Origin of the sequence: Micrococcus sp. GPGPB33, assembly GCF_037853785.1 — a bacterium.
GTDB lineage: Bacteria > Actinomycetota > Actinomycetes > Actinomycetales > Micrococcaceae > Micrococcus > Micrococcus luteus.
In genome coordinates this window covers 37,052-60,408 of the sequence record NZ_JAQMWO010000002.1, presented here as the reverse complement: position 1 = coordinate 60,408, position 23,357 = coordinate 37,052, and the positions used below count along the sequence as shown (strand labels likewise).

General features: G+C 74.7%; 23 protein-coding genes, 1 pseudogene and 1 riboswitch. Of the genes and pseudogenes, 13 read left to right on the top strand and 11 right to left on the bottom strand.

Translation table 11 applies throughout. The annotated features are described in order from the left end of the window. Positions 1-88: 88 nt before the first annotated feature. Positions 89-1,129: a phosphotransferase family protein gene (locus POD19_RS00360; protein ID WP_144819141.1), complete on the bottom strand. Its 1,041-nt coding sequence runs from the start codon at positions 1,127-1,129 to the stop codon at positions 89-91. A gap of 43 nt (positions 1,130-1,172) precedes the next feature. Between POD19_RS00360 and POD19_RS00355 the strand changes: the two genes are divergently transcribed. Continuing rightward, a complete protein-coding gene (locus tag POD19_RS00355; protein WP_129042873.1) occupies positions 1,173-2,060 on the top strand; it encodes a CPBP family glutamic-type intramembrane protease in 888 nt (295 codons plus the stop codon). Between the two features lie 31 nt (positions 2,061-2,091). On the opposite strand, the gene POD19_RS00350 is transcribed toward POD19_RS00355, so the two are convergent. Beyond that, positions 2,092-2,730: a VOC family protein gene (locus POD19_RS00350; protein ID WP_256598109.1), complete on the bottom strand. Its 639-nt coding sequence runs from the start codon at positions 2,728-2,730 to the stop codon at positions 2,092-2,094. A gap of 178 nt (positions 2,731-2,908) precedes the next feature. Further along, a riboswitch (SAM riboswitch) is annotated at positions 2,909-3,024 on the top strand. A 130-nt stretch (positions 3,025-3,154) separates the two neighbouring features. Between POD19_RS00350 and POD19_RS00345 the strand changes: the two genes are divergently transcribed. Both POD19_RS00345 and metX read left to right on the top strand, forming a co-directional pair. Further along, a complete protein-coding gene (locus POD19_RS00345; protein WP_144819139.1) occupies positions 3,155-4,522 on the top strand; it encodes a bifunctional o-acetylhomoserine/o-acetylserine sulfhydrylase in 1,368 nt (455 codons plus the stop codon). Further along, positions 4,519-5,649, top strand: a complete 1,131-nt coding sequence (metX, locus tag POD19_RS00340) for a homoserine O-acetyltransferase MetX (protein WP_144819137.1) — start codon at positions 4,519-4,521, stop codon at positions 5,647-5,649. Before POD19_RS00345 ends, metX begins: the two co-directional genes overlap by 4 nt. A 75-nt stretch (positions 5,650-5,724) precedes the next feature. On the opposite strand, the gene POD19_RS00335 is transcribed toward metX, so the two are convergent. Next, the gene (locus tag POD19_RS00335; RefSeq protein WP_113914057.1) at positions 5,725-6,618 is read right to left on the bottom strand and encodes an SGNH/GDSL hydrolase family protein; all 894 of its coding nucleotides are present in this window, start codon (positions 6,616-6,618) and stop codon (positions 5,725-5,727) included. Between the two features lie 80 nt (positions 6,619-6,698). Between POD19_RS00335 and POD19_RS00330 the strand changes: the two genes are divergently transcribed. Continuing rightward, positions 6,699-7,391 (top strand): alpha/beta hydrolase, encoded by a 693-nt coding sequence (locus POD19_RS00330; protein WP_036340883.1) that lies wholly within the window; start codon positions 6,699-6,701, stop codon positions 7,389-7,391. 52 nt (positions 7,392-7,443) lie between these two features. Here POD19_RS00330 and POD19_RS00325 read toward each other — a convergent pair whose 3' ends face one another. Next, positions 7,444-7,686, bottom strand: a complete 243-nt coding sequence (locus tag POD19_RS00325; protein WP_100058988.1) for an RNA-binding S4 domain-containing protein — start codon at positions 7,684-7,686, stop codon at positions 7,444-7,446. A gap of 141 nt (positions 7,687-7,827) precedes the next feature. Here POD19_RS00325 and POD19_RS00320 point away from each other — a divergent pair, with 141 nt between their 5' ends. Genes POD19_RS00320 through POD19_RS00310 form a run of 3 tightly spaced genes read left to right on the top strand, consistent with a single transcriptional unit; the run spans position 7,828 to position 10,975 of the window. Next, on the top strand, positions 7,828-9,210 hold the full coding sequence (locus tag POD19_RS00320) for a glycine--tRNA ligase (protein ID WP_044659691.1): 1,383 nt from the start codon (positions 7,828-7,830) through the stop codon (positions 9,208-9,210). Continuing rightward, positions 9,207-10,343, top strand: a complete 1,137-nt coding sequence (locus POD19_RS00315) for a GNAT family N-acetyltransferase (protein WP_144819135.1) — start codon at positions 9,207-9,209, stop codon at positions 10,341-10,343. Before POD19_RS00320 ends, POD19_RS00315 begins: the two co-directional genes overlap by 4 nt. Continuing rightward, complete coding sequence (locus POD19_RS00310) at positions 10,340-10,975, top strand: cation transporter (protein WP_070709790.1); 636 nt, start codon at positions 10,340-10,342, stop codon at positions 10,973-10,975. The genes POD19_RS00315 and POD19_RS00310 overlap by 4 nt, the downstream gene beginning before the upstream one ends. 16 nt (positions 10,976-10,991) lie before the next feature. Here the strand turns inward: POD19_RS00310 and POD19_RS00305 are convergent, their stop codons facing one another. The 4 genes and pseudogenes from POD19_RS00305 to POD19_RS00290 form a co-directional block, all read right to left on the bottom strand. Beyond that, positions 10,992-11,546: an MFS transporter gene (locus tag POD19_RS00305; RefSeq protein WP_144819133.1), complete on the bottom strand. Its 555-nt coding sequence runs from the start codon at positions 11,544-11,546 to the stop codon at positions 10,992-10,994. Then, positions 11,519-12,328, bottom strand: a complete 810-nt coding sequence (locus POD19_RS00300; protein ID WP_144819131.1) for an MFS transporter — start codon at positions 12,326-12,328, stop codon at positions 11,519-11,521. Before POD19_RS00300 ends, POD19_RS00305 begins: the two co-directional genes overlap by 28 nt. Continuing rightward, on the bottom strand, positions 12,325-12,738 hold the full coding sequence (locus POD19_RS00295; protein ID WP_340309223.1) for a hypothetical protein: 414 nt from the start codon (positions 12,736-12,738) through the stop codon (positions 12,325-12,327). The genes POD19_RS00300 and POD19_RS00295 overlap by 4 nt, the downstream gene beginning before the upstream one ends. A gap of 296 nt (positions 12,739-13,034) precedes the next feature. After that, positions 13,035-13,247 (bottom strand): annotated as a pseudogene (locus POD19_RS00290) (LLM class flavin-dependent oxidoreductase); the annotation flags it as partial. A 238-nt stretch (positions 13,248-13,485) separates the two neighbouring features. Here POD19_RS00290 and POD19_RS00285 point away from each other — a divergent pair. The 3 genes from POD19_RS00285 (at position 13,486) to POD19_RS00275 (ending at position 16,731) form a co-directional block, all read left to right on the top strand. After that, positions 13,486-13,902, top strand: a complete 417-nt coding sequence (locus tag POD19_RS00285) for an ankyrin repeat domain-containing protein (protein ID WP_002856236.1) — start codon at positions 13,486-13,488, stop codon at positions 13,900-13,902. Positions 13,903-14,021: 119 nt separating this feature from the next. Beyond that, entirely contained in the window at positions 14,022-15,332 is a 1,311-nt protein-coding gene (dusB, locus tag POD19_RS00280) for a tRNA dihydrouridine synthase DusB (RefSeq protein WP_002856235.1), read from the top strand. Then, positions 15,325-16,731 carry a deoxyguanosinetriphosphate triphosphohydrolase gene (locus POD19_RS00275; protein ID WP_144819127.1) on the top strand — a complete coding sequence of 469 codons (1,407 nt, stop codon included), beginning with the start codon at positions 15,325-15,327 and terminating at the stop codon, positions 16,729-16,731. Before dusB ends, POD19_RS00275 begins: the two co-directional genes overlap by 8 nt. Here the strand turns inward: POD19_RS00275 and POD19_RS00270 are convergent. Together POD19_RS00270 and POD19_RS00265 are read right to left on the bottom strand one after the other, a co-directional pair. Continuing rightward, entirely contained in the window at positions 16,658-17,560 is a 903-nt protein-coding gene (locus POD19_RS00270; protein WP_134416448.1) for an SIR2 family NAD-dependent protein deacylase, read from the bottom strand. The genes POD19_RS00275 and POD19_RS00270 overlap by 74 nt on opposite strands. Positions 17,561-17,673: 113 nt before the next feature. Continuing rightward, a complete protein-coding gene (locus POD19_RS00265; protein ID WP_129866888.1) occupies positions 17,674-19,257 on the bottom strand; it encodes an anthranilate synthase component I family protein in 1,584 nt (527 codons plus the stop codon). On the opposite strand from POD19_RS00265, the gene POD19_RS00260 reads away from it, so the two are divergent. From POD19_RS00260 to dnaG, 3 genes are all read left to right on the top strand, one after another. Then, entirely contained in the window at positions 19,231-20,172 is a 942-nt protein-coding gene (locus tag POD19_RS00260; protein WP_373271566.1) for an arsenic resistance protein, read from the top strand. The genes POD19_RS00265 and POD19_RS00260 overlap by 27 nt on opposite strands. A 62-nt stretch (positions 20,173-20,234) precedes the next feature. Further along, positions 20,235-20,480, top strand: a complete 246-nt coding sequence (locus POD19_RS00255; protein WP_070708491.1) for a hypothetical protein — start codon at positions 20,235-20,237, stop codon at positions 20,478-20,480. A gap of 30 nt (positions 20,481-20,510) precedes the next feature. Continuing rightward, the gene (gene dnaG / locus POD19_RS00250; RefSeq protein ID WP_102708158.1) at positions 20,511-22,421 is read left to right on the top strand and encodes a DNA primase; all 1,911 of its coding nucleotides are present in this window, start codon (positions 20,511-20,513) and stop codon (positions 22,419-22,421) included. 81 nt (positions 22,422-22,502) lie between these two features. Here the strand turns inward: dnaG and POD19_RS00245 are convergent, their stop codons facing one another. Next, a complete protein-coding gene (locus POD19_RS00245) occupies positions 22,503-23,162 on the bottom strand; it encodes a PepSY domain-containing protein (protein WP_070709229.1) in 660 nt (219 codons plus the stop codon). Positions 23,163-23,357: the final 195 nt, after the last annotated feature.

The window sequence follows — 23,357 nt, the reverse complement described above, 5'->3', positions numbered from 1 at the left end:
CTCAGTCGCCTGCCCCCGGAGGCGCAACGACGGCATGGTCGTCGGAGAGAGGGTCCTGAGCGGGACGTGCAGACTGACGGGCGGCCTATCAGCGCCCCGCGAGGGCGCAGGACGCCCGCTCGATGCGCGGCACCACCTTGCGCAGCAGCCGCCCCCAGCGGGGGGCGCGGCCGGTGAGCTCCTGGCGGGCTGCGGCGTCGTCGAGGGAGTCCAGGCCGACGGCGCCCAGCCACACGCGGGCCCGGCGGGCCTCCGCGGGCGTGCGGGCGATGTCCTCGATCCGCTCCTCGCCGTGCCAGATCCCCAGGTAGGCCACGTTGCGGGCTCCGTCGCCGGCGTGGGCGAGGTCCCAGTCCAGGATCCCGGAGAGCTCCCACCGCACGTCGTCCCCGTCCGGGGCGGGCACCCAGTGCATGTTGTGCCCGGCCAGGTCCCCGTGCACCAGCGCGGGCCCGTCCGGGGGCGCGGCGGCCCACGCCGTCACCGCCCCCGCGATCCTCGCGACGAGGCCGGCCCAGTCCGCCGGTAGCGCTCCGGCGTGCTCTGTCGGCAGGGACGCGCCCAGCCGCCCCACGCGCGCCACGCGCTCCGCGGTCCACGGACCCCGGAACGCGAACGCCGGGCCGAGTCCCGCCGCGACGGCCGGGTCGGTCACGTCCACGGTGTCGAGGGCGTCCACGATTCCCCGCAGGACGGTCGGGTCGCCCTCGTGGGGCGGGTGCGGCTGCCCCGGCACGAACGCCTGGAGGACGGCCGCGGCGAGGGGGCGGCCGGCGTCGTCGTCCCGGCGGAGCACCGCCGACAGCGGACGCGGCACCGCGAAGGGCAGGCCCGCGTCCGCGAGGGCCGTCACCAGCCCCACGCGGCGCGGCAGGTGGGCGGCGGGGGAGTCCTCGGGCGCCCAGGCCGCGCCGACCGGGGCGCCGGCCTCGCTGACCCGGGCCATGCGCAGCACGGCCAGGCCGTCGAGCACCAGCACGCGGTGGAACTGGCCGGACTCCACCACGTGCCCGGCCGACCACGCGGCGGCGCGCAGCCGGTCCGCGAGCGCGGCGGGCACGTCCGGGAGCAGCCGGGTCAGGGCCTCGGCCGCCAGCTCGAGCTCGGACGCGACGGGGGAGGAGGTCATGTCCCCACGCTAGCGTCCGGGCGCGCGGGGGATACTGGCCCGCATGATCGGCCGCCCCGACCTCCGTTCCGACGCCGCCCCCGCCGCCCGGCCCGCGCTGCCCGCCCCGTCCGCCCGGACGGTCCGCTGGGAGATCGCGATCGTGCTCGGGCTCTCCCTCGGCCGCTCCGCGGTCTACGCGGTGGTGCAGCTGATCGACAAGGCCACCCGTGCCCCGCTGGGGGAGCAGACCACGGTGCTGAACCCCGCGCTCAGCCCGCGGTGGGGCTTCGACCTGACCTACCAGCTGCTGGACATCGGCTTCGCCCTCGTCCCCGTGCTGCTGGTGCTGCACCTGACGTGGCTGCGCGGCCGGAACCCGTTCCGGACCCTCGGCCTCGACCTGCGCCGCCCCGGCCGGGACCTGGCCTGGGGCGCGGGCCTGTTCGCGGTGATCGGGCTCGGCACCCTCGGCGTCTACGCCGCCGGCCGGGCCCTCGGGATCACGACGGCGATCGTCGCCAACGCGATGGACGAGAGCTGGTACCAGGTCCCGGTCCTGCTGCTCTCGGCCGTGCGCCACTCCCTGCTCGAGGAGGTCATCGTGGGGGCCTGGCTGGTCGACCGGCTCGGCTACCTGCAGCGGCTGAGGGCCGCGGGCCTGCACCGCGATCCGGCGCCGGCCGTGCCGTCGTCGTGGGCGAGCGCCGAGGGCCTGTTCCTGCCGACCCGCGTGGCCGCCGTCGTGCTCGCCCTCGCGCTGCTGCGCGGGGCCTACCACCTGTACCAGGGGGTCGGGCCGGGCGTGGGCAACGCGCTGATGGGCGTGGTGTTCGTGCTCGTGTTCCTGCGGGTGCGCCGGGTGATGCCGCTGGTGGTGGCGCACTTCCTGCTCGACGCCGTCGGGTTCGTGGGCTATCCGCTGCTGGCCCGGGCGGGCCTGCTCGGCTGAGTCACCGCCCCCACGGCGGCGGCGGGGCGGGTCAGAGGGTGACGTCGCCCCGCGGGGTCTGGAAGGTCACCGAGACGATGCCGGGGGTGCCCGACGGCGCCACGTACTCCACGTTGACGTCCGCGACCGCGGACTCCTCGCCCTCCTCGCCCAGCCACTCGAGCAGGCGCTCCGGGGAGCCGGCGATGCTCAGCCGCTCGATCGAGGCCTGCGCCTCGGCCGCCTGCGAGGGGTGCATGTCCTCCTGACCGTCGGCCCAGCGCAGGATGTACGGCAGCTGCGGGTCCGCGAGGGTGCCCTTGATGCCGATCTGCCGCCAGGACAGCTCCCGGCCGTCCGGGAAGCGACGGTTGCCGGGGACGGCCTCACGGCCGAGGCGGCGCTCGAACCGGCCGATGTCCGTGGTGGCCACCGCCCAGCTCATCCAGCCGCCGCCCTGCTCGGTGCGGGCGCGCACGAGCTGGCCGAACGGCGCGCTGAGGGAGGCCGGGTGGTCCAGGGCCTCGACGACCTCCAGATACTGCCTGCCCGCCATGGGGAACAGGGCGTTCTGCGTGCCGAAGCGGGGGTGGACACCGCCCTTGATCCGCTCGATGCCCAGCGTCTCGGCGATGCGGGCGACCGTGGCGTCCAGGCCCTCGGGGCCGGCGGCGTAGGACACGTGGTCCATGCGACAGGTGTGCACTGCGCTGTTCCTCTCCGTTCCCGGGCTGCCCCGGGGGTTGACCTGGTGCGAGTCGATGGGCGTCGAGCCCTTGACGGGTCGGGCGCCCCCGTGCGGAGAGCGTATCCGCGTGTGACACGCGTGACGAAATCGTGGCGGGGCGGCGGGCTACACTCGGAGGCACGGTCACGAGAGTCAGCAACAGGCCCCGGCATGCTGACCGGCAACCCTCCTTCCGCGGTGGGGTGCCCCGGGTGACGACCAGGCCGGCCCCACAACGGACGCCGGCAAGCGCGGGCCGATCCCACGGCCCCTCTCGACGGCGCCGGGTCATCTCCGGCACCTCGACGACGCCGGTCTGCGAATCGGCACGTCGGCCGGCGGGCGGGGCGGCCGGGTCCGGCCCCTGAACCCCTCAGGAGGGTCCGCCATGACCGACCAGACCACCCCGACCCCCGACGCCTGGGGCTTCTCCACCGCGCAGGTCCACGCGGGCGTCGCCGTCGGCCAGCACGCCTTCGGTGCGACCGCCCTGCCGATCTTCCAGACCACCTCGTACGACTTCCCGTCCGCCCAGGTGGCCGCGGACCGGTTCGCGCTCAAGGACCTCGACCCGCTCTACACCCGCATCGGCAACCCGACGCAGGGCCCGGTGGAGGAGAAGATCGCCGCGCTCGAGGGCGGTGTGGGCGCGCTGCTGCTGGCCTCCGGTCAGGCGGCGACGACGTTCGCGATCCTCAACCTCGCCGGCGCCGGCGACCACGTGGTCGCCTCGGCCAGCCTCTACGGCGGCACGCAGAACCTGTTCAAGCACACCCTCGCCAAGGTCGGCGTCGAGACGACGTTCGTGACCGACCCGGACGACATCGAGTCCTGGCGCGCCGCCGTCCGGCCGAACACCAAGGCGTTCTTCGGCGAGACCCTCGGCAACCCGCGCGGCGACGTCCTGGACGTGCGCGCCGTCGCCGACACCGCCCACGAGGCCGGCGTGCCGCTGATCGTCGACAACACGCTGGCCACCCCGTACCTGCTGCGACCGATCGAGCACGGCGCCGACGTCGTCACCCACTCCGCCACGAAGTACCTCGGCGGGCACGCCGCGGCCATCGCGGGCGTGATCGTCGACGCCGGCACGTTCGACTACGCGCAGCACGCCGAGCGGTACCCCGGCTTCAACGAGCCGGACGAGTCCTACCACGGCCTCGTCTACGCGCGGGACCTCGGGGTGGGCTCGCCGCTCGGCGCCAACCTGGCCTTCATCCTCAAGGCGCGCGTGCAGCTGCTGCGCGACTACGGCTCGGCCATCTCCCCGTTCAACGCGTTCCTGGTGAACCTCGGCCTGGAGACCCTCTCCCTGCGGATGGAGCGGCAGGTGGCCAACGCGGCCGCGGTGGCGCGCTGGCTGGAGGGCCGCGACGACGTCGAGCACGTGGTCTACGCCGGCCTGGAGTCCAGCCCGTGGCACGAGCGGGCCCAGCGCTACCTGCCGAAGGGCGCGGGCGCATTCGTCTCCTTCGAGATCGCGGGCGGCCGCGAGGCCGGGGCCGCGTTCGTGGACGGGCTCACCCTGCACCACCACGTGGCCAACATCGGCGACGTCCGCTCGCTCGTGGTGCACCCGGCCTCGACCACCCACTCCCAGCTCACCGACGACGAGCAGCGCGCCGCCGGCGTCACCCCCGGCCTGGTGCGGCTCTCGCTCGGCGTGGAGGACATCGAGGACATCCTCGCCGACCTCGAGCGCGGCTTCGCGGCCGCCGCCCGCCGCGGCGACGACGACGCGGGGGAGCGGGCATGACCGCCGTCGCCACGCGTCCGTCGCGCACCGCGCTGCCCCGCGGCGGTCGCCACCGCCTGCGGGTCGGCGAGCTGCGCACCGAGACCGGCGGGCTGCTGCCCGACGTCGAGCTGGCCTACGAGACCTGGGGCACCCTCGCCGCCGACGGCGCCAACGCCGTGCTCGTGCTGCACGCCCTCACCGGCGACGCGCACGTGGCCGCGCACGAGGAGGACCCGACGCCGGGCTGGTGGGACGCCCTCGTCGGCCCGGGCCGCGCCGTGGACACGGACCGGTGGTTCGTGGTCGCCCCCGCCATGATCGGCGGCTGCCACGGCTCCACCGGGCCCTCGACGCCGGCCCCCGACGGGCGGCCCTGGGGCTCCCGGTTCCCGTTCCTCACGCTGCGGGACGCGGTCGAGGCCGAGCGACGCCTGGCCGACCACCTCGGGATCGGCGCCTGGCGCGCCGTGATCGGCGGATCGATGGGCGGGGCCCGCGCCCTCGAGTGGGCCGCGACCCACCCCGCGCGCGTCGCCGGGGTGGGTGTGCTGGCCGCCACCGCGGCCTCCTCCGCCGACCAGATCGCGTGGGGGCAGGCGCAGACGGCGGCCATCCGCCTCGACCCGGACTTCCAGGGCGGCGACTACTACCCCGGCCCCGGCCCCGTGGCCGGCCTGGGCATCGCCCGGCGCATCGCCCACACCACCTACCGCACGGCCGGCGAGCTCGGCCAGCGGTTCGGCCGCGAACCGCAGGGCGTCGAGGATCCCTTCGGCGCCGTCGTCGGGGTGCCGGGCGGGCGCGGGCGCTACGCCGTGGAGTCCTACCTGGACCACCAGGCGGCCAAGCTCACCGACCGGTTCGACGCGAACTCCTACCTCGTGGTCACCGAGGCCCTCATGGGCCACGACGTCGGGCGCGGGCGCGGCGGCGTGGCGGCGGCGCTCGCGGACTACCGGGGCCGGGCGTTCGTGGCCGCCGTCGACTCGGACCGGCTCTACCTGCCGGCCGAGTCCGAGGCGCTCGCGGCGGCGCTGCCCGCGCGGCCGCCGGTGCACACGATCGCCTCGCCCATCGGCCACGACGGCTTCCTCACCGAATACGGCCAGGTGGCCGACACGCTGAAGCGCACCCTCGCCCTCTGAACTTTCGTTCGGGAAACGGCGGCGTGTCGCGGCACTGTCGTTCGGGAAACGGCCACCGGTTCCCGCCGGCCGGGCTCAGGGCTCGACGACGTCCAGCGGCTCAGTGTGGTCCGAGCCCTGCGGCATCGGCGCGCCGAAGAGCGGCTCGGGGACGGGGCGCTTGGCCGTGACGCCGTCGCCGGAGGAGACGCCGCGGAGGCGGCGGACCACCCACGGCGCCAGATGCGTGCGCACCCATGCGGCGTCCGACGCGCGGGCCGCGCGCCACGTGCGCGGCGCCGGCGGGGAGAGGCGCAGGTGCTCGAGGCCGTGCTCCACGCCGAGGGTGTCCAGCACCATCGCGGCGATCGTGTGGTGGCCGAGCGCAGAGAAGTGCAGGCGGTCCTCGGCCCACATCTCCCGCCGGGCGAGGTCCTTGAGCGACCACATGTCCGGCACCAGCGCGTCGTGCCGCAGCGCGATGGTGCGCACGTTCTCGTTGTAGATCGCCACGGTGCCGCGGATGCGGCCGATGACGGGCGTGCCCTTCACGTCGGTCGCGTTGAACAGCAGCACGGTGGCGCCGTCGGAGGCCAGACGCTCGACGACGGCGTCCAACCGGACCGCGATCTCGTCCGGGTCCGCGCCGCGCAGGATGTCGTTGCCGCCCGCGCAGACGCTGATGAGGTCCGGCCGCAGGGCGAGCGCCGGCTCCACCTGGTCCTCGGCGATCTGGTCCAGCAGCTTCCCGCGGACCGCCAGGTTGGCGTAGGCCAGGTCCTCGCCGGGCGGCGTCAGGCGGGAGAGCTCCTCGGCCAGGCGGTCGGCCCAGCCGCGGTGGTAGCCGGGACGGTCCGGGTCCGGGTCGCCGATGCCCTCGGAGAACGAGTCCCCGATGGCGACGTAGCGGCGCCACGGATGGGCGGCGGGGTCGTCGACCGGGGTCGCGTCGGAGGCGTGCGGAGGCTGGGAGGAGGATGGGTTACCCACGGGTAGGATTCTGCCCACGTCGCGCGGGAGGGGTCAACCTCCGGGAGGGGCCGACCGTGCCGCTCGCTAGGCTGGCGGACGTGAACGCGAACCCCACCCCCGCCGTCGAGCCCGTCGTCCGCTGGTCCCGCCCCGAGGGCGAGCGCACCGAGGACCTGCTGATCGTCCTGCACGGCTACGGCGCGAACGAGGACGACCTGTTCGGCCTCGTCCCGCACCTGCCCGAGCACGTCACGGTGGCCGCCGTCCGCGCGCCCCTGCCCCTGCAGCCGGGCTCCCACGCCTGGTTCCCGCTCTCCCAGGACCCCGTCACGGGCGAGCTGGGCTCCACCGCCGAGCCGGTCCGCGAGGCCGTCGAGGCCCTGCACGCCTGGGTGCAGGCGGTGCGCGGGGACTTCCGCACCGTCTCCCTGCTCGGCTTCTCGCAGGGCATGGCGATGGCCACGTCGCTGCTGCGCCTGGACCCGGAGGCCTACGCGTGCACCGTGGCGCTGTCCGGCTTCGTGGTGGACCCGGAGCTCACCGAGCCGCGGCTGCGCGAGCTGTTCACCCGCGACGACGACGTCGCCCGCGTCCGACCGAAGGTCTTCTGGGGCCGCGGCCAGGAGGACCCGATCATCTCCGAGCCCCGGGTCGAGGAGACCCATGCCTGGCTGAACGCCCACGTGGACCTCATGAAGATCGTCTACGCCGGGCTCGGCCACGCGATCAACGAGCAGGAGCTGGGCCACGTGAAGGAGTACCTCGCCCACATGGTGCCGCCCCGCGGCTGACGCGCCGGACCTGCTCGACGACGGCGCCGCGGCCGCCCGACGGGGCGTCGGCTCAGGCCTGCCCGGCCTGGACGACGAACGCCTCGCCGGCGAACTCGACGACGTCCCCGTCGTGCAGCTGGGCGCCGCGGCGCGTCTCCACCGCGCCGTTGACGGTGACGAGCCCGTCGGTGACGGCGTCGCGGGCCATGGCCCCGTCCTCCACGAGGGAGGCGAGCTTGAGCGCCTGGCCGAGGCGGATGGACTCGTCACGGATGGGCAGGGGCTGGGCGTCGGGTGCGTTCGTCTCGGTCATGGTGTCCATCATGGCCGGTAGGCTGGACGGGATCGACCGGCGCGCCGCGCCGGAACGGGCCCGCCGCGTCGAAGGCGGCCGGGTGCCGTCGTCGTCGTGATCCCCTCCCGCCCCGCCGATGAGTACGGAAGTGATGCCCCCATGGCTGCCAAGTCCCCGCTGGACAACGTCATCAACCTGGCCAAGCGCCGAGGCTTCGTGTTCCAGGCCGGTGAGATCTACGGCGGTTCGCGCTCCGCGTGGGACTACGGGCCCCTGGGTGTGGAGCTGAAGGAGAACATCAAGGCCGAGTGGTGGAAGACCTTCGTGCGCTCCCGTGAGGACATGGTGGGCCTGGACTCCTCCATCATCCTGCCGCGCGCGGTGTGGGAGGCCTCCGGCCACGTCGAGACCTTCACCGACCCGCTCGTGGAGTGCACCCAGTGCCACAGGCGCCACCGCCAGGACCACCTGCTCGAGGCGTTCGAGGCCAAGAAGGGCCGGCCGGCCGAGGGCATGGCCGAGATCGTGTGCCCGGACTGCGGCACCCAGGGCGCCTGGACCGAGCCGCAGCTGTTCTCGGGCCTGGTCAAGACCTACCTCGGCCCCGTGGACAACGAGGAGGGCCTGCACTACATGCGCCCGGAGACGGCGCAGGGCATCTTCGTGAACTTCCTCAACGTGCTGGGCGCGGCCCGGAAGAAGCCGCCGTTCGGCATCGGCCAGATCGGCAAGGCGTTCCGCAACGAGATCACCCCGGGCAACTTCATCTTCCGCACCCGTGAGTTCGAGCAGATGGAGATCGAGTACTTCGTGCCGCCGGCCGAGGCGGGCCAGCACTTCGACCGCTGGGTCGAGGACTGCTGGGACTGGTTCATCGACCTCGGCATCGACCCCGCGCACCTGCGCAAGTTCGACGTCCCCGCGGACGAGCGGGCGCACTACTCGGACGCCACGATCGACCTCGAGTACGACTTCGGCTTCACCGGCGGCGACGGCTGGGGCGAGCTGATGGGCATCGCGAACCGCACCGACTACGACCTGGGCCGGCACACCGAGCACTCGGGCACCAAGATGCAGTACTTCGACCAGGCCAACAACGAGCACTACACCCCGTACGTGATCGAGCCGTCCTTCGGCCTGACCCGCGCCATGATGGCGTTCCTCGTGGACGCCTATGCCGAGGACGAGGCCCCGAACGCCAAGGGCGGGGTGGACGTGCGCACCGTGCTCAAGCTGGACCCGCGCCTGGCCCCGGTCAAGGCCGCCGTGCTCCCGCTGTCCAAGAAGCCCGAGCTGCAGCCGGCCACCCAGTCCCTCGCCGCGGAGCTGCGCGGCCTGTGGAACATCGAGACGGACGACTCCGGCGCGATCGGCCGTCGCTACCGCCGCCAGGACGAGATCGGCACCCCGTTCTGCATCACCGTGGACTTCGACACCCTCGAGGACCAGGCCGTGACCATCCGCGAGCGGGACACCATGGCCCAGGAGCGCGTGGCGCTGTCCCAGGTGAAGTCCTACCTGCTGGAGCGCCTGGTCAAGTGAGCGGGGACGTGACGGGAGCGGCCGGGGCCGCGGGGCACGACGACGACGGCGTGTTGTTCGACTCCGCCGCGGTCGCCGGCGGGGAGGTCGTGCTGCGTCCCTGGCGACCCGGGGACGACCTGGCCCTGCTCGAGGTGTGGGGCGACCCGGCCAACGCGCAGCAGCACCAGGACCGGGCGATGCTCGCCGAGGACGCGGAACGGCCCTGGCGCCGCGCGCTCGTGGCCGAGGCCGCCGGCGTGCCGGTGGCGGCCGGCGTCGTCTATGCCTCGTCCGTGCACCCGCGGCGGCTGTGGCTGTACGTCGAGACCGCGGCTGCCGAGCGGCGCCGGGGCATCGGCCGGGCGCTCGTGGCGGCCCTGCGGGGGCTCGCCGCGGAGGCGCACGCCGCCGGCGCCATCCCGACGACGGCCCTGAAGGCCCGGTTCGCCAAGGACGCCCTGGTGCCCGGCGTGGCCGGCGCCGACCCGCAGACCGAGACCGACGGCGCGACGGGCCGCCCGCCCGTGGACACGGACGCCGTGCGCTCCCAGACCGCCGCACTGGCCGCCGGCACCGAGGCGTTCCTCGTGGCCGAGGGCTTCACCCCCGTGCAGCGCTCCCGCCGCGTCGCGATCGCCCCGGGGGCCATCGGCCTGCCGGACGTGCGCGGGGAGGAGCACCCGGACGGCGTGGTCCTCGAGGAGGCCTCGACCGGCTCCGTCGAGCTGACGCAGGCGGTCACCGCGTTCTACGACGCCGTGCACGCCTGGGACCCGTCGACCCTGAGCGTCGGAGCCGCCCAGCAGCTGCTGCTGGGCCCGGCCACCGGGGCCGCGGGCGCCGTCGTGCTCCGCGACGCGCCGAAGGCCGAGGGTGGGCGCATCCGCGCGTTCGCGGTGTCCTACACCCCGGAGCGCCAGGACGCGCCGGCCGACGTGCTCGTGGGCTGGGATCCGGAGCTGGGGGAGGAGGACGCGCTGCAGGCCGTGGCCGACCTGCTCGCCCTGCTCGTGGCCCAGTACCCCGTGCAGATCGAGGTGGACGAGGCGATGGCCCCGCTGGAGCGGATCGTGGACGGGCTCATCGGCGGCAACGCCGCGCGGACCCTGGTGGACACGTACGTGTTCGTGGACGACACGACGGGCGCGTGAACCAGGCAGCCGAAGCGGACCGCCGGCGCACCCGCGCCCTGCGGGGCACCGTCCTGGCGGTGGCCCTGCTCAACGGCGCCTACCTGGTGGTCGAGATCATTCTGGCGGTGGGGATCGGCTCGGTGGCCCTCGTGGCGGACTCCGTCGACTTCTTCGAGGACTTCGCCGTCAACCTGCTGATCTTCGTGGCGCTCGGGTGGACGGCGGCCCGGCAGGCGGTCATCGGCAAGGTCATGGCCGGGATCATCGTGCTCCCGGCCGTGGCGGCGCTCGTCATGGCGGCCACGAAGATCGGCGACCCCGAGCCGCCGGCCGCGGGCGTGCTGCTGGGGGTGGCCGTCGGCTCGATCCTCGTGAACCTCGTGTGCGTGGCCCTGCTGGCCCGCGTCCGCACCGACGGCGGCTCCCTCACCCGGGCGGCGTGGCTCGCGGCGCGCAACGACCTCGTGGCCGGTGCCGTGCTGATCGCCCTGTCCGGGATCACGGTCCTGACGGCGTCGGGCTGGGCAGACATCATCGTGGGCGTGCTGCTGGTGCTGCTCAACGGCTCCGCCGCCAAGGAGATCTGGGAGGCTGCGACCGAAGAGCACCTGGCGGCCCAGGCCCTCGCCGGCGAGGTCGACGACGACTGAGCGGTTCCTACGGTTCCTACGGGGCGGCGGGCAGCCGGGCGGCCAACACCGCCCCGACGGCGGCCAGGCCCAGGAACACCGTCAGCGCCGGTGCCAGACCGACGGCGCCGGCCAGTGCCCCGACCGCCGGGCTGAGCCCGACCCCGGCCAGCCGCATGCACCAGCTCGTCACCGCCAGCCCGGTCTGCGGCCGGAGCCCGGGCGCCTCGTCGCCGAGCGCATAGGCCACGGGCACCACCGCGGCGCAGCCCAGCCCCGCCAGCGCCAGCCCCGCGAACGCGGCGGGCACGGCCACCGGCCCCGGCAGCGGCGCCAGAGCCAGCCCCAGCCCCACGACGACGGCGCCCAGTCCCGCCGTCAGCGCCCCGCGGCGGCCCAGGGCGGCGAGGGTGCGGTCGCCCGCGAGGCGTCCGACGAACTGCGCGCCCAGCAGCGTCGACGCGCCGAGCACCGCCGCGGCCGGGTCCAGGCCGCGCTCGGTGATCAGGAACAGGGTGGCCCACGCGTTGCCGAACTCCTCCACGCCGAAGCCGGCCATCCCGATCACCACGGCGGGGAGGAGCGCGGCCACGGCGGCGCGGCGGGGAGGAGCGCGGCCACGGCGGCGCGGCGGGGCAGGGCCGGGGCGGGCGGTGCGGACGTCTCCGACGGCGCGGGTGACTGATCCGCGGCGCCGCGGGCGGACGCCGAGTCCACGGGAGCCTCCGCCAGGAACAGGCGCCGGACCCCCAGCAGCACCGCGACGCACACGGCGCCGTTGAGCCCCAGGTGCAGGGCCGCGGGGCCGCCCACGGTGATGACCGCTGCACCGAACCCGGCACCGGCGGCCGCTCCGAGGCTCCAGCCGGCGTGCATGGTCGTGAGCACGGGCCGGGCCAGCCGGGTCTGCACCTGCAGGCCCTGCGCGTTCTGGGCGGTGTCCACGACGGCGTCGAGCACGCCCGATGCCAGGACGAGGCCCGCGAAGACCCACAGCGGCCAGGCCGCGGCCGTGCCCGCACCGTGCCCGGCCCCCGCGCCCGCCCCGGCGATGTCGAGGACGAGACCGGCCGCCGTCGTGAGCAGGGCGATGGCCACGCTGCCGGCGAGCATGACGCGGCGGGCGCCGAACCGGCGCAGGATCGGCGCGGGCAGGGGCCCGGCGAGCGTGCCGCCCACGGCGAGTGCGATGACGAGCAGGCCGAAGACGGCCGGGTCCAGGCCGAACGCGGGCTTGGCCTCCGGGTAGTGCGGGATGAGCGCGCCGAGCAGGGCGCCGTTCGTCGCGAAGGCGGCGGTGACGGCCCAGCGCGCGCGACGGGCCTGGGCGACGCCGTCGTCGGCGGCCGGGAGGTGCGGCGGGGCCTCGCTCATGCATCCCAGCCGAGCAGGCGCCAGACCTCCGCCCAGCCGGCGAAGATCTTCGCGTTGTACTCGACCCCGAGCTGGTTGGGGTTGGCGAACAGGACCCAGTCGGCGGCGGCGACGGCGTCGTCGGCGGCGAGCTTCTCCGCGACCTCCTCGGCGGACCCGGCGTAGGTCGGGCCGGAGCGGGCGGCGCCGCCCTCGAGCATGCCGGAGGAGTCGCGCGAGCCGCGCTCCCGGCCGAAGTACAGCTCGTCCTCCCCGTCCTGGATGACGAACGCGGAGCGCGTGACCGCCGTGCGGCCCGGACCGGCGTGGCCGGCCGCGGCGAAGGCCTCCCGGTAGCGGGCGATCTGGTCGGCCTGCTGGACGTGGAAGGGGCGGCCGTCGTCCTGCAGGAGCAGGGTGGAGGAGAGCATGTTGTAGCCGTCCCGCCCCGCCTCGACCGCCGACGGCGTGGACCCCGACCCCCACCAGATCCGGTCCGCGAGCCCGGGGAGTGCGGCTCGATCCGCAGCGGCTGCGAGCTGTGCGCCCAGCCGGAGGTCAGGTCCGGCGCCGCGATCCCCTCACCGCGCACGGCCGAGAGGAAGCGGCGTCCGCGCTCGCGGGTCACGTCGGCCCAGGTCTGCCCCTCGGCGAGGGTGTAGCCGAACTGCGCCTGGCCGTCGAGGGCGGCCTCGGGTGAGCCGCGGGAGACGCCGAGCTCGAGCCGGCCGCCGGAGATGAGGTCCGTGGTGGCCGCGGCCTCGGCCATGTACAGGGGGTTCTCGTAGCGCAGGTCGATCACGCCGGTGCCGAGGCTGATCCGCTCGGTGCGGGCGGCCATCGCGGCGAGGATCGGGAACGGCGAGGAGAACATCCGCTGGAAGTGGTGGACGCGCAGCCAGGCGCCGTCGAGCCCGGCGTCCTCGGCGGCCACGGCCATGGCGACGACGTCGTCGAGGGCCTGCCGCGCGTCCGGTTCGGCGCCGGGACGGTGGATCCAGTGGCCGAAGTTGAGGAAGCCGAGGTGCTTGCGGGTCATGCCGGGTGCAACCGCGGGGCGGGCGGGGCTGTTCCCGGTGCTCGTCTGACCGCCGGCCGGCGACATCACCTGCGGGCAGACCCGCGGAGATGTCGCTGCGGAGCGGTCGATCGCCGCGGCGTCCGCCATACTGGCGGGCATGAGTGAGCAGTGGAGCGAGAAGGACATCGAGCTGGCGAACCGGCTCTTCGACATGGCGCGTGACGGGGACACGGCCCAGCTGAAGGCGTACCTGGACGCCGGGGTGAGCACGCGCCTGCGCAACCACGCGGGCGACTCCTTCCTCACCCTCGCCGCCTATCACGAGCACCCGGACACGGTGGCGATGCTGATCGAGGCCGGCGCCGAGATCGAGCACGCCAACGATCGCGGCCAGCGCGCCCTGACCTGCGCCACGTTCAAACGGGATGTCGCCTCAATGCGGCATCTGCTCGCGGCCGGTGCGGACCCGGACGCGGGCACCCCCTCGGCGCGTCAGACCGCTCAGATGTTCGCCGGTGCTGACCTGCTGGCGGTGCTCGACGGCGGGGACGCGGCGCCGGCGTCGGAGGCCTGACCCGCCGGGAGGACGGTCTGCCCGTCCCGGCGGGGTGCCTCTGCGATCGCCTCCCAGCGGGCCTCGTGGTGGGGCACGGTGACGCGGGTGCCGGGCGGAATGGAAGAATGGGGTCCGACATGACTTCTTCCCACACCCTCCCCGCCGCGGCGGTGACCGACGCCGACGACGTCGCCGACCTCCACGCCGCGCACTACGCCAAGTCCGCCGGCGCCGGTCGACGCATCACCGACGACGATCAGCTCCACGAGGCCCGCCACCCCGCCCCGACGACGGACCGCCTGGCCCTGCCCCCGCTGCGGCTGGGGCCGCTGACCATCGACGTCCCCGTGGTGCTCGCCCCCATGGCCGGCATCACCAACACCGCGTTCCGCCGCCTGTGCCGCGAGTACGGTGGCGGCCTCTACGTCAACGAGATGGTCACGGCCCGCGCGCTGGTCGAGCGGAAGCCCGAGTCGATGCGCATCATCCAGCACGACCCCGACGAGGTGCCCCGCTCCGTCCAGCTCTACTCCGTGGACCCGGTCACCACCGGCGCGGCGGTGCGGATGCTGGTCGAGGAGGACCGCTGCGACCACATCGACATGAACTTCGGCTGCCCCGTGCCGAAGGTGACCCGGCGCGGCGGCGGCTCGGCCCTGCCGTGGAAGTCGGAGCTGTTCGCCTCGATCGTCAAGGCGGCCGTCACCGAGGCCGCGAAGAGGGACATCCCGGTGACCGTGAAGATGCGTCGCGGCATCGATGAGGACCACCTGACCTTCCTCGACGCCGGCCGCACGGCCCGCGACCTCGGCGTCGCCGCCGTGGCCCTGCACGGCCGCACCACGCGCCAGTTCTACTCGGGCACCGCCGTGTGGGACGACATCGCCCGGCTGCGCGAGGCCCTGCCGGACATCCCCGTACTCGGCAACGGCGACATCTGGTCTGCGGAGGACGCCATCGCGATGGTCGAGCAGACCGGCGTGGACGGCGTCGTGATCGGCCGCGGCTGTCAGGGCCGGCCGTGGCTGTTCGGCGACCTGCAGGCCGCGTTCGAGGGCCGCCAGGACCGGTTCCAGCCGACGCTCGGCATGGTCGCGGACACGCTGTACCGCCACGCCGAGCTGCTCGTGGGCACCTTCGGCGGCGACGAGCTCAAGGCCCTGCGGGACATCCGCAAGCACGTGGCCTGGTACTTCAAGGGCTACCCCGTGGGCTCCGAGATCCGCACCGCCCTGTCCACCGTCCCGGACCTCGCCACGATGCGCGAGATCCTCGCCCGCGTGGACCGCGACCAGCCCTACCCGGGCGAGGCCGCCGAGGGCCCGCGCGGCCGCTCCGGCGCCCCCAAGCGCCCGCACCTGCCGGACGGCTGGCTCGACTCCCGCGAGCTCAATGCCGAGCAGCAGGCCATGATCCAGGCCGCCGAGCTGGACGTCTCCGGTGGCTGAGCCCACGACGCCGGTGCCCGCAGCCGGAACGCCCGCCGCGCCGTCGTCGCCCTGGACCGGCGCCGCCCACCAGCCGGTGCTGTTCGGCCCGGAAGGCCGGCCCCCGTATGCCGGCCGCGCCGTGCAGACCCCCGGCTACACGCCGTGGGACCGGGAGCGGTGGCTGCCCGAGCCGCCCAAGTCCTCCTACCGTTCGGACTTCGAGCGGGACCGTGCCCGCGTGCTGCACTCCGCGGGCCTGCGCCGGCTGGGGGCCAAGACCCAGGTGGTCGCCCCGGACGCGGACGACTTCGCCCGCACCCGCCTGACGCACTCGCTCGAGGTGGCCCAGGTGGGGCGTGAGCTCGGCCGGTCGCTGGGCTGCGACCCCGACCTCGTGGACACCGCCTGCCTGTCCCACGACCTCGGCCACCCGCCCTTCGGGCACAACGGGGAGAAGGCGCTCGACGCGCTCAGCGAGGACGTCGGCGGCTTCGAGGGCAACGCCCAGACCCTGCGCCTGCTGGCCCGCCTCGAGCAGAAGAAGCTCTTCGCGGACGGCTCCTCCGCGGGCCTGAACCTCACGCGCGCCGCCCTCGACGCCGCGTGCAAGTACCCGTGGACCCGTGAGGACGCCCCGCTGCGCCCCGACGGCACGCGTTCGCGCAAGTTCGGCGTCTACGAGGACGACCTGCCCGTGTTCCGCTGGTTCCGCGCCGGGGTGCCCGGCACGCGCACGTCCATGGAGGCGCAGGTCATGGACCTCGCGGACGACATCTCCTACTCCGTGCACGACGTCGAGGACGGCGTGGTCAACGCCGTGTTCCAGCTCAAGTGGCTGGCCATCCCGGAGCACCGGGAGCGCGTCGTGGAGACCACCCGCCAGTGGTACCTGCCGCACACGGACCCGGCCGAGGTCGACGCGGCCCTGGCCCGCCTCGAGGCCACCAACGTGTGGGTCTCCGAGATGGACGGCTCCCGGCGGGCGCTCGCGGCGATGAAGGACATGACGAGCCAGCTGATCGGCCGGTTCTGCAGCGCCGCCTTCGACGCCACGCGCCAGGTGTTCGGCAACGAGCCGCTCACCCGCCACGGGGCCGACGTCGTGGTGCCCGAGGAGACGGAGACCGAGATCGCCGTGATGAAGGGCATCGCGGCGGCCTACGTGATGACCGCCGAGCAGCGCCAGCCGCTCTACGCGCGGCAGCGCGAGGTGCTCGCGGAGCTCGTGGCGCTGCTGGAGGCCACGGGGGACCGGTACCTCGAGCCGATGTTCGCGTTCGACTGGGCGCAGGCCCCCGACGACGCCGCCCGGCGGCGCGTGGTGATCGACCAGATCGCCTCGCTCACCGATTCGACCGCCGTCGAGTGGCATCACACCCTGGTGCAGGGCGCGGAGTTCCGTCGCGTCTGGCTCTGACCGGCGGGTCCAGCAGCGCGGGAAGCACCGCGCCGGCGGGACCCCGCAGGACGTGCGTGACCGCGCCGCTCAGCTCGGTCTCCACCGGGTTGATCTCCACGACGGCGGCCCCGGCCCCCAGCGCCACGAACGGCAGGGACGCCGCCGGCTGGACGATGCCCGAGGTGCCGACCACCAGGCACAGGTCGCAGTCCTCGAGCGCGGCGAAGGCGCGGTCCCAGGGCTCGGCCGGCAGCATCTCCCCGAACCACACGATCCCCGGGCGGATCAGCCCGTCCCCGCACACGGTGCAGGCCGGCGGTGCCTCGCGGAGCATCGCCTCGAGGTCGGCCTCGGAGCCGGCCGTCGCCTCGTCCGCGGGCGCGCCCGGATCGACGTCGGCGGGGGCCCCGCAGTCGGCGCAGCGGTGCTCGAACAGGGACCCGTGCAGGTGCGCGAGGACCCGGGCGCCGGCGCGCTCGTGCAGGTCGTCCACGTTCTGGGTGACCACCTCCAGGCCGGGCGTGCGGCGCTGCCAGACGGCGACGGCGTCGTGCCCCGGATTCGGTTGGCGGGCCCGCACCATCCGGGCACGCCACCGGTACCAGGACCACACGAGCGCGGGATCCGCGAGGAATGCCTCCTCCGTGGCGAGCTCCTCCGCGGAGAACCGCTCCCACAGGCCGGTCTGGGCGTCGCGGAACGTGGGGATGCCGGACTCGGCGCTCATCCCCGCCCCGGAGAGCACCACGGGACGCTCGGCGGCGGCCACGAGCGCGCGGACGGCGTCCAGCACGTCAGGGTCGAGGTCGGGGGCGGAGGCGGCGAGGACGGGGTGCGGATCGGCCATGTCCCCAGCCTAGGCAGGCGGCACGGGTGGTCGCCCCCCTTCGTTTGGGGGCGGTTTGCGGCGTTATTCCGTCGGAATACCGCCGAATATCGCCCCCGAACCCGTGAGTGGGGTCAGGTGAGGTCGGGCGACGTCGTCGGCAGGCCCGTGCCGGCGGCGCGGGCGAGGGCCCGGCGCAGGCCGCGGGCCTTGAGGAGGACCTCGTCGTGCTCGGCGGCCGGGTCCGAGTCCGCGACGATCGCCCCGCCGGCCCCCACGGACCAGCGGCCCCCGGTGAGCACGGCCGTGCGGATCACGACGGACAACGACGTCGTCCCGTCCGCGCTCAGCATCCCCAGCGCCCCGGAGTAGACCCCGCGCGGGGAGGCCTCCCACGCGGCCAGCAGCTCGACGCTGCGTCGCTTCGGCGCGCCCGTCATCGACCCGCCCGGGAACAGCGACCGCACCACGTCCACGGGCTCGACGCCGGCTCGTGCGGTGCCCGTGACGGTGGAGACGAGCTGGTGGACGGTCGCGTAGCTCTCCACCGCCATGAGGGAGGGCACCTGCACGGAGCCGGGCTCGCACACCCGCGAGAGGTCGTTGCGCAGCAGGTCCACGATCATGAGGTTCTCGGCCCGGGTCTTGGGATCGGCGGCGAGCGCGCGGGCGGCCTCGGCGTCCTCGGCCGGGTCGGGCAGGCGGGCGGCCGTGCCCTTGATCGGCTTGGTGCTGTACCGGCCCGCGCGCCCGGCGAGGAACCGCTCGGGGGAGGCCGAGACCACGGCCCACCGGCGGGCACCCGTGCCGTGCTCCAGCAGCGCCGCATACGGGGCCGGCTGGTGCGCGGCGAGCTCGTGGAAGAGGACCAGCGGGTCCACGCGCAGCCCGGGGTCGGCGTCGAAGCGGGTGGTCAGGCACAGCTCGTAGGAGTCGCCGGCGTGCAGCGCGGCGCGGCAGCGGGCGATCTGCTCGGCGTACGCTGCCCGGTCCTCGCGCCACGTGCCCGGCGCCTCCTCATCGGCCCGTGGTCCCGGACCGGCGTCCCGCGGCGGGGGCACGACGACGTCGCCCGACGCCGTCTCGAGAGCGCGGCGGGCCGCGGCGAGGGCGCGGCGCACGTCCCCTGCCCAGCGGTCGGCCCCGGTCTCCGCGGCGGTCGGATCGAGGGAGGCCACGCAGCAGTGCAGCACCCCGGCCGCGTGGTCCGCCACGACGTAGCGGGACGGGCGCACCCAGAACTGCGCGGGCAGGGACGCGGGGTCCTCGGCTCGACGTGAGGGCGGTGTCACCCCCAGATCCGCCAGGCCGAGCTCGTAGCCGAGCCAGCCGACCAGGCCGCCGCGCAGGGGCAGCCCCTCGCCGCCGACCACCGGCCGGGGTGCGGCCGCGGCCGCGAGGTCCGCCCACGCGCGGTCCGGATCGGCGGGGTCGTCGTGCCGGACCAGCCGCGGGCCGGGGGAGGGCGCACGGCCATGCTCCTCGCCGAGCACATCCAGCCCGTCGCCTGCCACGGACCAGCGTGCCTCGGCCGGGTCCGGCAGGGCGGAGTCCAGCCAGAACGACGCGGCCCCGCGCACGACGGCGTGCGCATAGACCGCGGCCACGGCGGTCGCCGCCGTGTGCCCGGCCGCGGCGAGCGCCGCGGCGTCGAGCGTGCGGACGGCGACGTGCAGGGGAGTGGAGGCGTCCTGGGGCGGGGCGGGCGCGGTGGGCATGGCCCCCAGCGTAGGGGTCAGCCCCCGTCCGGATCGCTCCGTACGCTGGCGACGTTCCTGGCGGTGCCGTTCCCCGCGCTGGGCGCGGGCCTGCGGGACGGCAGGTTCCTGGCGTCCCTGCTGGTCCTGAACTTCGTGGTGGTGCCGGCGGTGGTGTTCGGGCTGAGTCGGTTCGTGGCCCACGACGACGCGCTGCTCGTGGGCGTGCTCCTCGTGCTGCTGGCCCCGTGCGTGGACTACGTCATCGCGTTCACCGCGCTCGCGGGCGGGGTGGCCGAGAGGCTGCTGGCGGCCGCTCCGCTGCTTATGCTCGTCCAGCTGGTCGTGCTGCCCGTGCTGCTGCGGGCGTTCGCCGGTCCGGAGGCGGTCGCCGCCGTCGACGCCGGGCCGTTCGTCCGCGCGCTGGTGGTGCTGATCCTGTTGCCGCTCGCGCTCGCGGCGCTGCTCCAGTGGGGTGCGGTGCGCGGCCGCGGTGGGGTGCGGTGCGCGGCGGCCGGGGTGGTGCGCGGGTTCACGGCGGCGATGGTCCCGCTCATGGTCGTCACGCTGTTCACGGTGGTCGCCTCACAGATCCGCGGGGTGGGGGAGCAGCTGCCCGCGCTGGCCGCCGTCGTGCCCCTGTTCGCGGCGTTCGCCGCCGTGACGGTGGCCCTCGGCGTGGTGGCTGCGCGGTGGGCGCGCCTCGACGTGCCCGCCGGGCGGGCGCTCGTGTTCTCGGGCGCGACGCGGAACTCCCTGGTCGTGCTGCCGCTGACCTTGGCCCTGCCGGCGAGCCTGGACCCGGCCCCGCTCGTGGTGGTGACGCAGACGCTCGTGGAGCTCGGGGTGATGGTGAGCCTCGTCCGGCTGGTGCCCCGGCTGCTGCCGCTGCACGGGCAGTCCGCGGGGGCGGGCGCGCGTCGAACCGTGACCTGACCGCCCAGAATGTTGCCTTCCCGTGACCGGAATCACGGTCGCGGGTCGCTATGGTGGGCGACATGAGCCTCTCGTTCGTGTCCTCGGCGCGCCGCCGTCACGGCGGCCTGGCTTCGGCCGCGCTGTTCCATCCGCTGGTCGAGGCGGCCACCGGCGCGCTGCCCGTGATCGACCCCGCCACCGGGCGTCCCGCGTCCGAGGGAGCGGGCGCGGCGCGGACCGAAGCGCCCCGCGCGGCGGGGACCGGTCCTGCACAGGCCGCAGCGGAGGCCGAGCCGTCCACGGAGGCCGGTTCCGCTCGGGGCTGACCGCTCCGCCCCGTCCCTAGAATGGTCCGCATGGCTGGACTGATCGTGCGCAAGGACATCGACCTCGTCCGCGAGCGCACGGATCTGAAGGCCGTCGTGGAGGAGTTCGTCACCCTCCGCTCGGCGGGCGTGGGCTCATTCAAGGGGCTGTGCCCGTTCCACGACGAGCGGACGCCGTCGTTCCACGTGCGCCCCGGCGTGGGCACCTACCACTGCTTCGGCTGCGGCGCGCACGGGGACGTCATCAGCTTCCTGATGGAACTCGAGCACACCACGTTCACGGAGACCGTGGAGCGGCTGGCGTCCCGCGTGGGGGTGGAGCTGCACTACGAGGACGGCGGCACCGGCCCGGACAAGGCGGAGACGGGGCGCCGTCGTCGCCTGTTCGAGGCGAACAAGGTGGCGGACGAGTTCTTCCGTCGGGCCCTCGGCTCGCCTGAGGCCCAGGCCGCCCGCGACTTCCTCACCCAGCGGGGATTCACACAGGAGCACGCGGCGCAGTTCGGCCTCGGATACGCCCCGCAGGGGTGGTCGCATCTGCTGGACCACCTGCGGCAGAAGGGGTTCCGGGACGAGGAGCTGCGCGCCTCCGGGCTGGTGTCCGAGGGGCAGCGCGGCCTGTACGACCGGTTCCGCGGCCGCCTGCTCTGGCCCATCCGGGACATGACCGGCGCGACCATCGGCTTCGGCGCGCGCAAGCTGTACGACGACGACCCCGGGCCCAAGTACCTCAACACCCCCGAGACGCCGCTCTACAAGAAGTCGCAGGTGCTCTACGGGATCGACCTGGCCAAGCGGACGATCGCCAAGGAGCGCCAGCTGGTGCTCGTCGAGGGCTACACGGACGTGATGGCGGCCCACCTGGCCGGTGTCGGGACGGCGGTGGCCACGTGCGGCACCGCGTTCGGCGCGGACCACATCAAGGTGGCCCGCCGCCTGATCTCCGACGACGGCACGGGCGGCGAGGTGATCTTCACCTTCGACGGCGACGAGGCCGGGCAGAAGGCCGCGCTCAAGGCGTTCGACGAGGACCACCGCTTCCTCGCCAAGACGTTCGTGGCCGTGGAGCCCAGCGGCATGGACCCGTGCGATCTGCGCATGCAGAAGGGCGACGAGGCGGTGCGCGCGCTCATCGCCTCGCGGCGCCCGCTCTTCGAGTTCGCGATCCGGGCCGGGCTCAAGGACTACGACCTCGACACCGTGGAGGGCCGCGCCGGTGCCCTGCGCCACGCGGCGCCGATCGTGGCGGGCATCAAGGACGCCGTCCTGCGTCCCGGCTACGAGCGGGAGCTGGCCGGCTGGCTCGGTCTGGACCCGAACGCCGTGCACCGCGCCGTGGTCGCGGCCGGGCGCGCGCCGCGGCGGGGGCCCGAGCCCGAGGCGCGGCCAGCCCTGGCGGACGACGGGCAGGCGATCGGGCCCACGGGCCGCCACGGGGAGGCCGCCGCCCCGGCGCCGCGGATCGTGGTGCCGGTGGATCCGCGCGACCCCGTCGCCCGTCGGGAGCGTGAGTCCCTCGAGGTGGTGCTGCAGCATCCGACCCTGCTCTCCGCGGAGCAGTGGACCGCGCTGTACGCCGCCCGCTTCACGGTCCCGCAGTACGCCGCCGTCCACCAGGGCGTGAAGATGGCCGGGTCGGCGGGGGCGACGCCGCAGCGCTGGGTCGACGCCGTGCGGGACGCCGTGCCCCAGGAGGTGGCCGGCGTCGTCTCCGAGCTGGCGGTCCGCGACCTGCCCGCCCGCACTCCCGAGGATGTGGACCGGTACTGCCGGGACATCATGAACCGCCTGTTCGCCCTGCAGATCGTGCACCGCAAGGAGGAGCTGCTCGGGCGCCTGCAGCGGCTCGGCCCCGAGGGCGACCCCGCCGAGTTCACCCGCCTCAACAGCGAGCTCATGGACCTGGAGGCGCGCCGCCGGGCCCTCCGCGCCGACGACTGACCCCCACCCGTTTTCGTTCGGGAAACGGCGGCCCCAGACGCGCTTTCGTTCGGGAGACGGCGGCCGGCTGGCCGCGCGGCGTCAGTGCTCGTCGACCGTGAGCACCTCACCGGACCTGGCGTCGATCTCGACCTCGGGGCCGTCCGAGCCGTCCTCGCGGTCGAACTCGACCTCCCACTGGAGGGTGCCGTTGTCGTCGTCCAGGTCCATCTTGTCCAGGGTCACCCCGTCACGTCCCTCCCGGGCGGTGTCGAGTGCCTGCTGGGCGGTGACCTCGGCGTCCTTCGCCTTCTGGACGTCCTCGAGATCCGACTCGCGGTCGGTCTCGGTGATGTCGCCGTCGGCGGTGACGTCCAGCTCCTTCACCTCCTCGCCCACCACGACGTCGACCTCCCAGGTCGTGTCGTCATCGTTGGCGTCCACCTCGACGATGATGCCGTCGCCGTGCTTCTCCAGGACCGCGTCGATCACCGCGTAGGCGGGGTCGTCGGCCTGGCCGGTGCCCGAGCCGCTGCTGGCCGCGGCGGCCGTCGACGACGCCGACGACGACGCCGAGGCCGACGTGGTCGAGGCGTCGTCCGTGGCGGGGGTGCTCGCCACTGCCGAGGAGGCGTCGACCTCCGGCGAGACGGAGCCGTCGTCGCCGTTGTCGGCCGTGGTGCCGCAAGCCGCGAGGGCGAGCGCGGCCAGCACGCCCGTGCCGGTCAGGGCGGTCTTACGCGTGAGGGTCGTGATGGTCATGGACACGTCTCTCCTTCGGGTCCGTTCCTGATGATTCTGGGGATGTCCTCGCACGGTAGGCCTGCCGGAGCCGTGCCTGGCAAGGGCCGCCGGTCCCCGGGGGCGGGCAGGGCGACGACGGCGCCCCGCGGCCGGGTGGCACGCGGGCGGGGGCTCTGGTAGAGTTCCATCCGTTGTCCGAACGGCTCCGGCGGT

What these genes read in the sequence shown, in the direction of transcription:
- POD19_RS00300 (WP_144819131.1), bottom strand. Translation starts at nt 12,328, where the DNA reads ATGAGCGAGGCCCCGCCGCACCTCCCGGCCGCCGACGACGGCGTCGCC.
- POD19_RS00345 (WP_144819139.1), top strand. Translation starts at nt 3,155, where the DNA reads ATGACCGACCAGACCACCCCGACCCCCGACGCCTGGGGCTTCTCCACC.
- POD19_RS00285 (WP_002856236.1), top strand. Translation starts at nt 13,486, where the DNA reads ATGAGTGAGCAGTGGAGCGAGAAGGACATCGAGCTGGCGAACCGGCTC.
- POD19_RS00350 (WP_256598109.1), bottom strand. Translation starts at nt 2,730, where the DNA reads ATGGACCACGTGTCCTACGCCGCCGGCCCCGAGGGCCTGGACGCCACG.
- dnaG (WP_102708158.1), top strand. Translation starts at nt 20,511, where the DNA reads ATGGCTGGACTGATCGTGCGCAAGGACATCGACCTCGTCCGCGAGCGC.
- POD19_RS00320 (WP_044659691.1), top strand. Translation starts at nt 7,828, where the DNA reads ATGGCTGCCAAGTCCCCGCTGGACAACGTCATCAACCTGGCCAAGCGC.
- POD19_RS00270 (WP_134416448.1), bottom strand. Translation starts at nt 17,560, where the DNA reads ATGGCCGATCCGCACCCCGTCCTCGCCGCCTCCGCCCCCGACCTCGAC.
- POD19_RS00255 (WP_070708491.1), top strand. Translation starts at nt 20,235, where the DNA reads ATGAGCCTCTCGTTCGTGTCCTCGGCGCGCCGCCGTCACGGCGGCCTG.
- POD19_RS00265 (WP_129866888.1), bottom strand. Translation starts at nt 19,257, where the DNA reads ATGCCCACCGCGCCCGCCCCGCCCCAGGACGCCTCCACTCCCCTGCAC.
- POD19_RS00355 (WP_129042873.1), top strand. Translation starts at nt 1,173, where the DNA reads ATGATCGGCCGCCCCGACCTCCGTTCCGACGCCGCCCCCGCCGCCCGG.
- POD19_RS00325 (WP_100058988.1), bottom strand. Translation starts at nt 7,686, where the DNA reads ATGACCGAGACGAACGCACCCGACGCCCAGCCCCTGCCCATCCGTGAC.
- POD19_RS00245 (WP_070709229.1), bottom strand. Translation starts at nt 23,162, where the DNA reads ATGACCATCACGACCCTCACGCGTAAGACCGCCCTGACCGGCACGGGC.
- POD19_RS00295 (WP_340309223.1), bottom strand. Translation starts at nt 12,738, where the DNA reads ATGCTCTCCTCCACCCTGCTCCTGCAGGACGACGGCCGCCCCTTCCAC.
- metX (WP_144819137.1), top strand. Translation starts at nt 4,519, where the DNA reads ATGACCGCCGTCGCCACGCGTCCGTCGCGCACCGCGCTGCCCCGCGGC.
- POD19_RS00360 (WP_144819141.1), bottom strand. Translation starts at nt 1,129, where the DNA reads ATGACCTCCTCCCCCGTCGCGTCCGAGCTCGAGCTGGCGGCCGAGGCC.
- dusB (WP_002856235.1), top strand. Translation starts at nt 14,022, where the DNA reads ATGACTTCTTCCCACACCCTCCCCGCCGCGGCGGTGACCGACGCCGAC.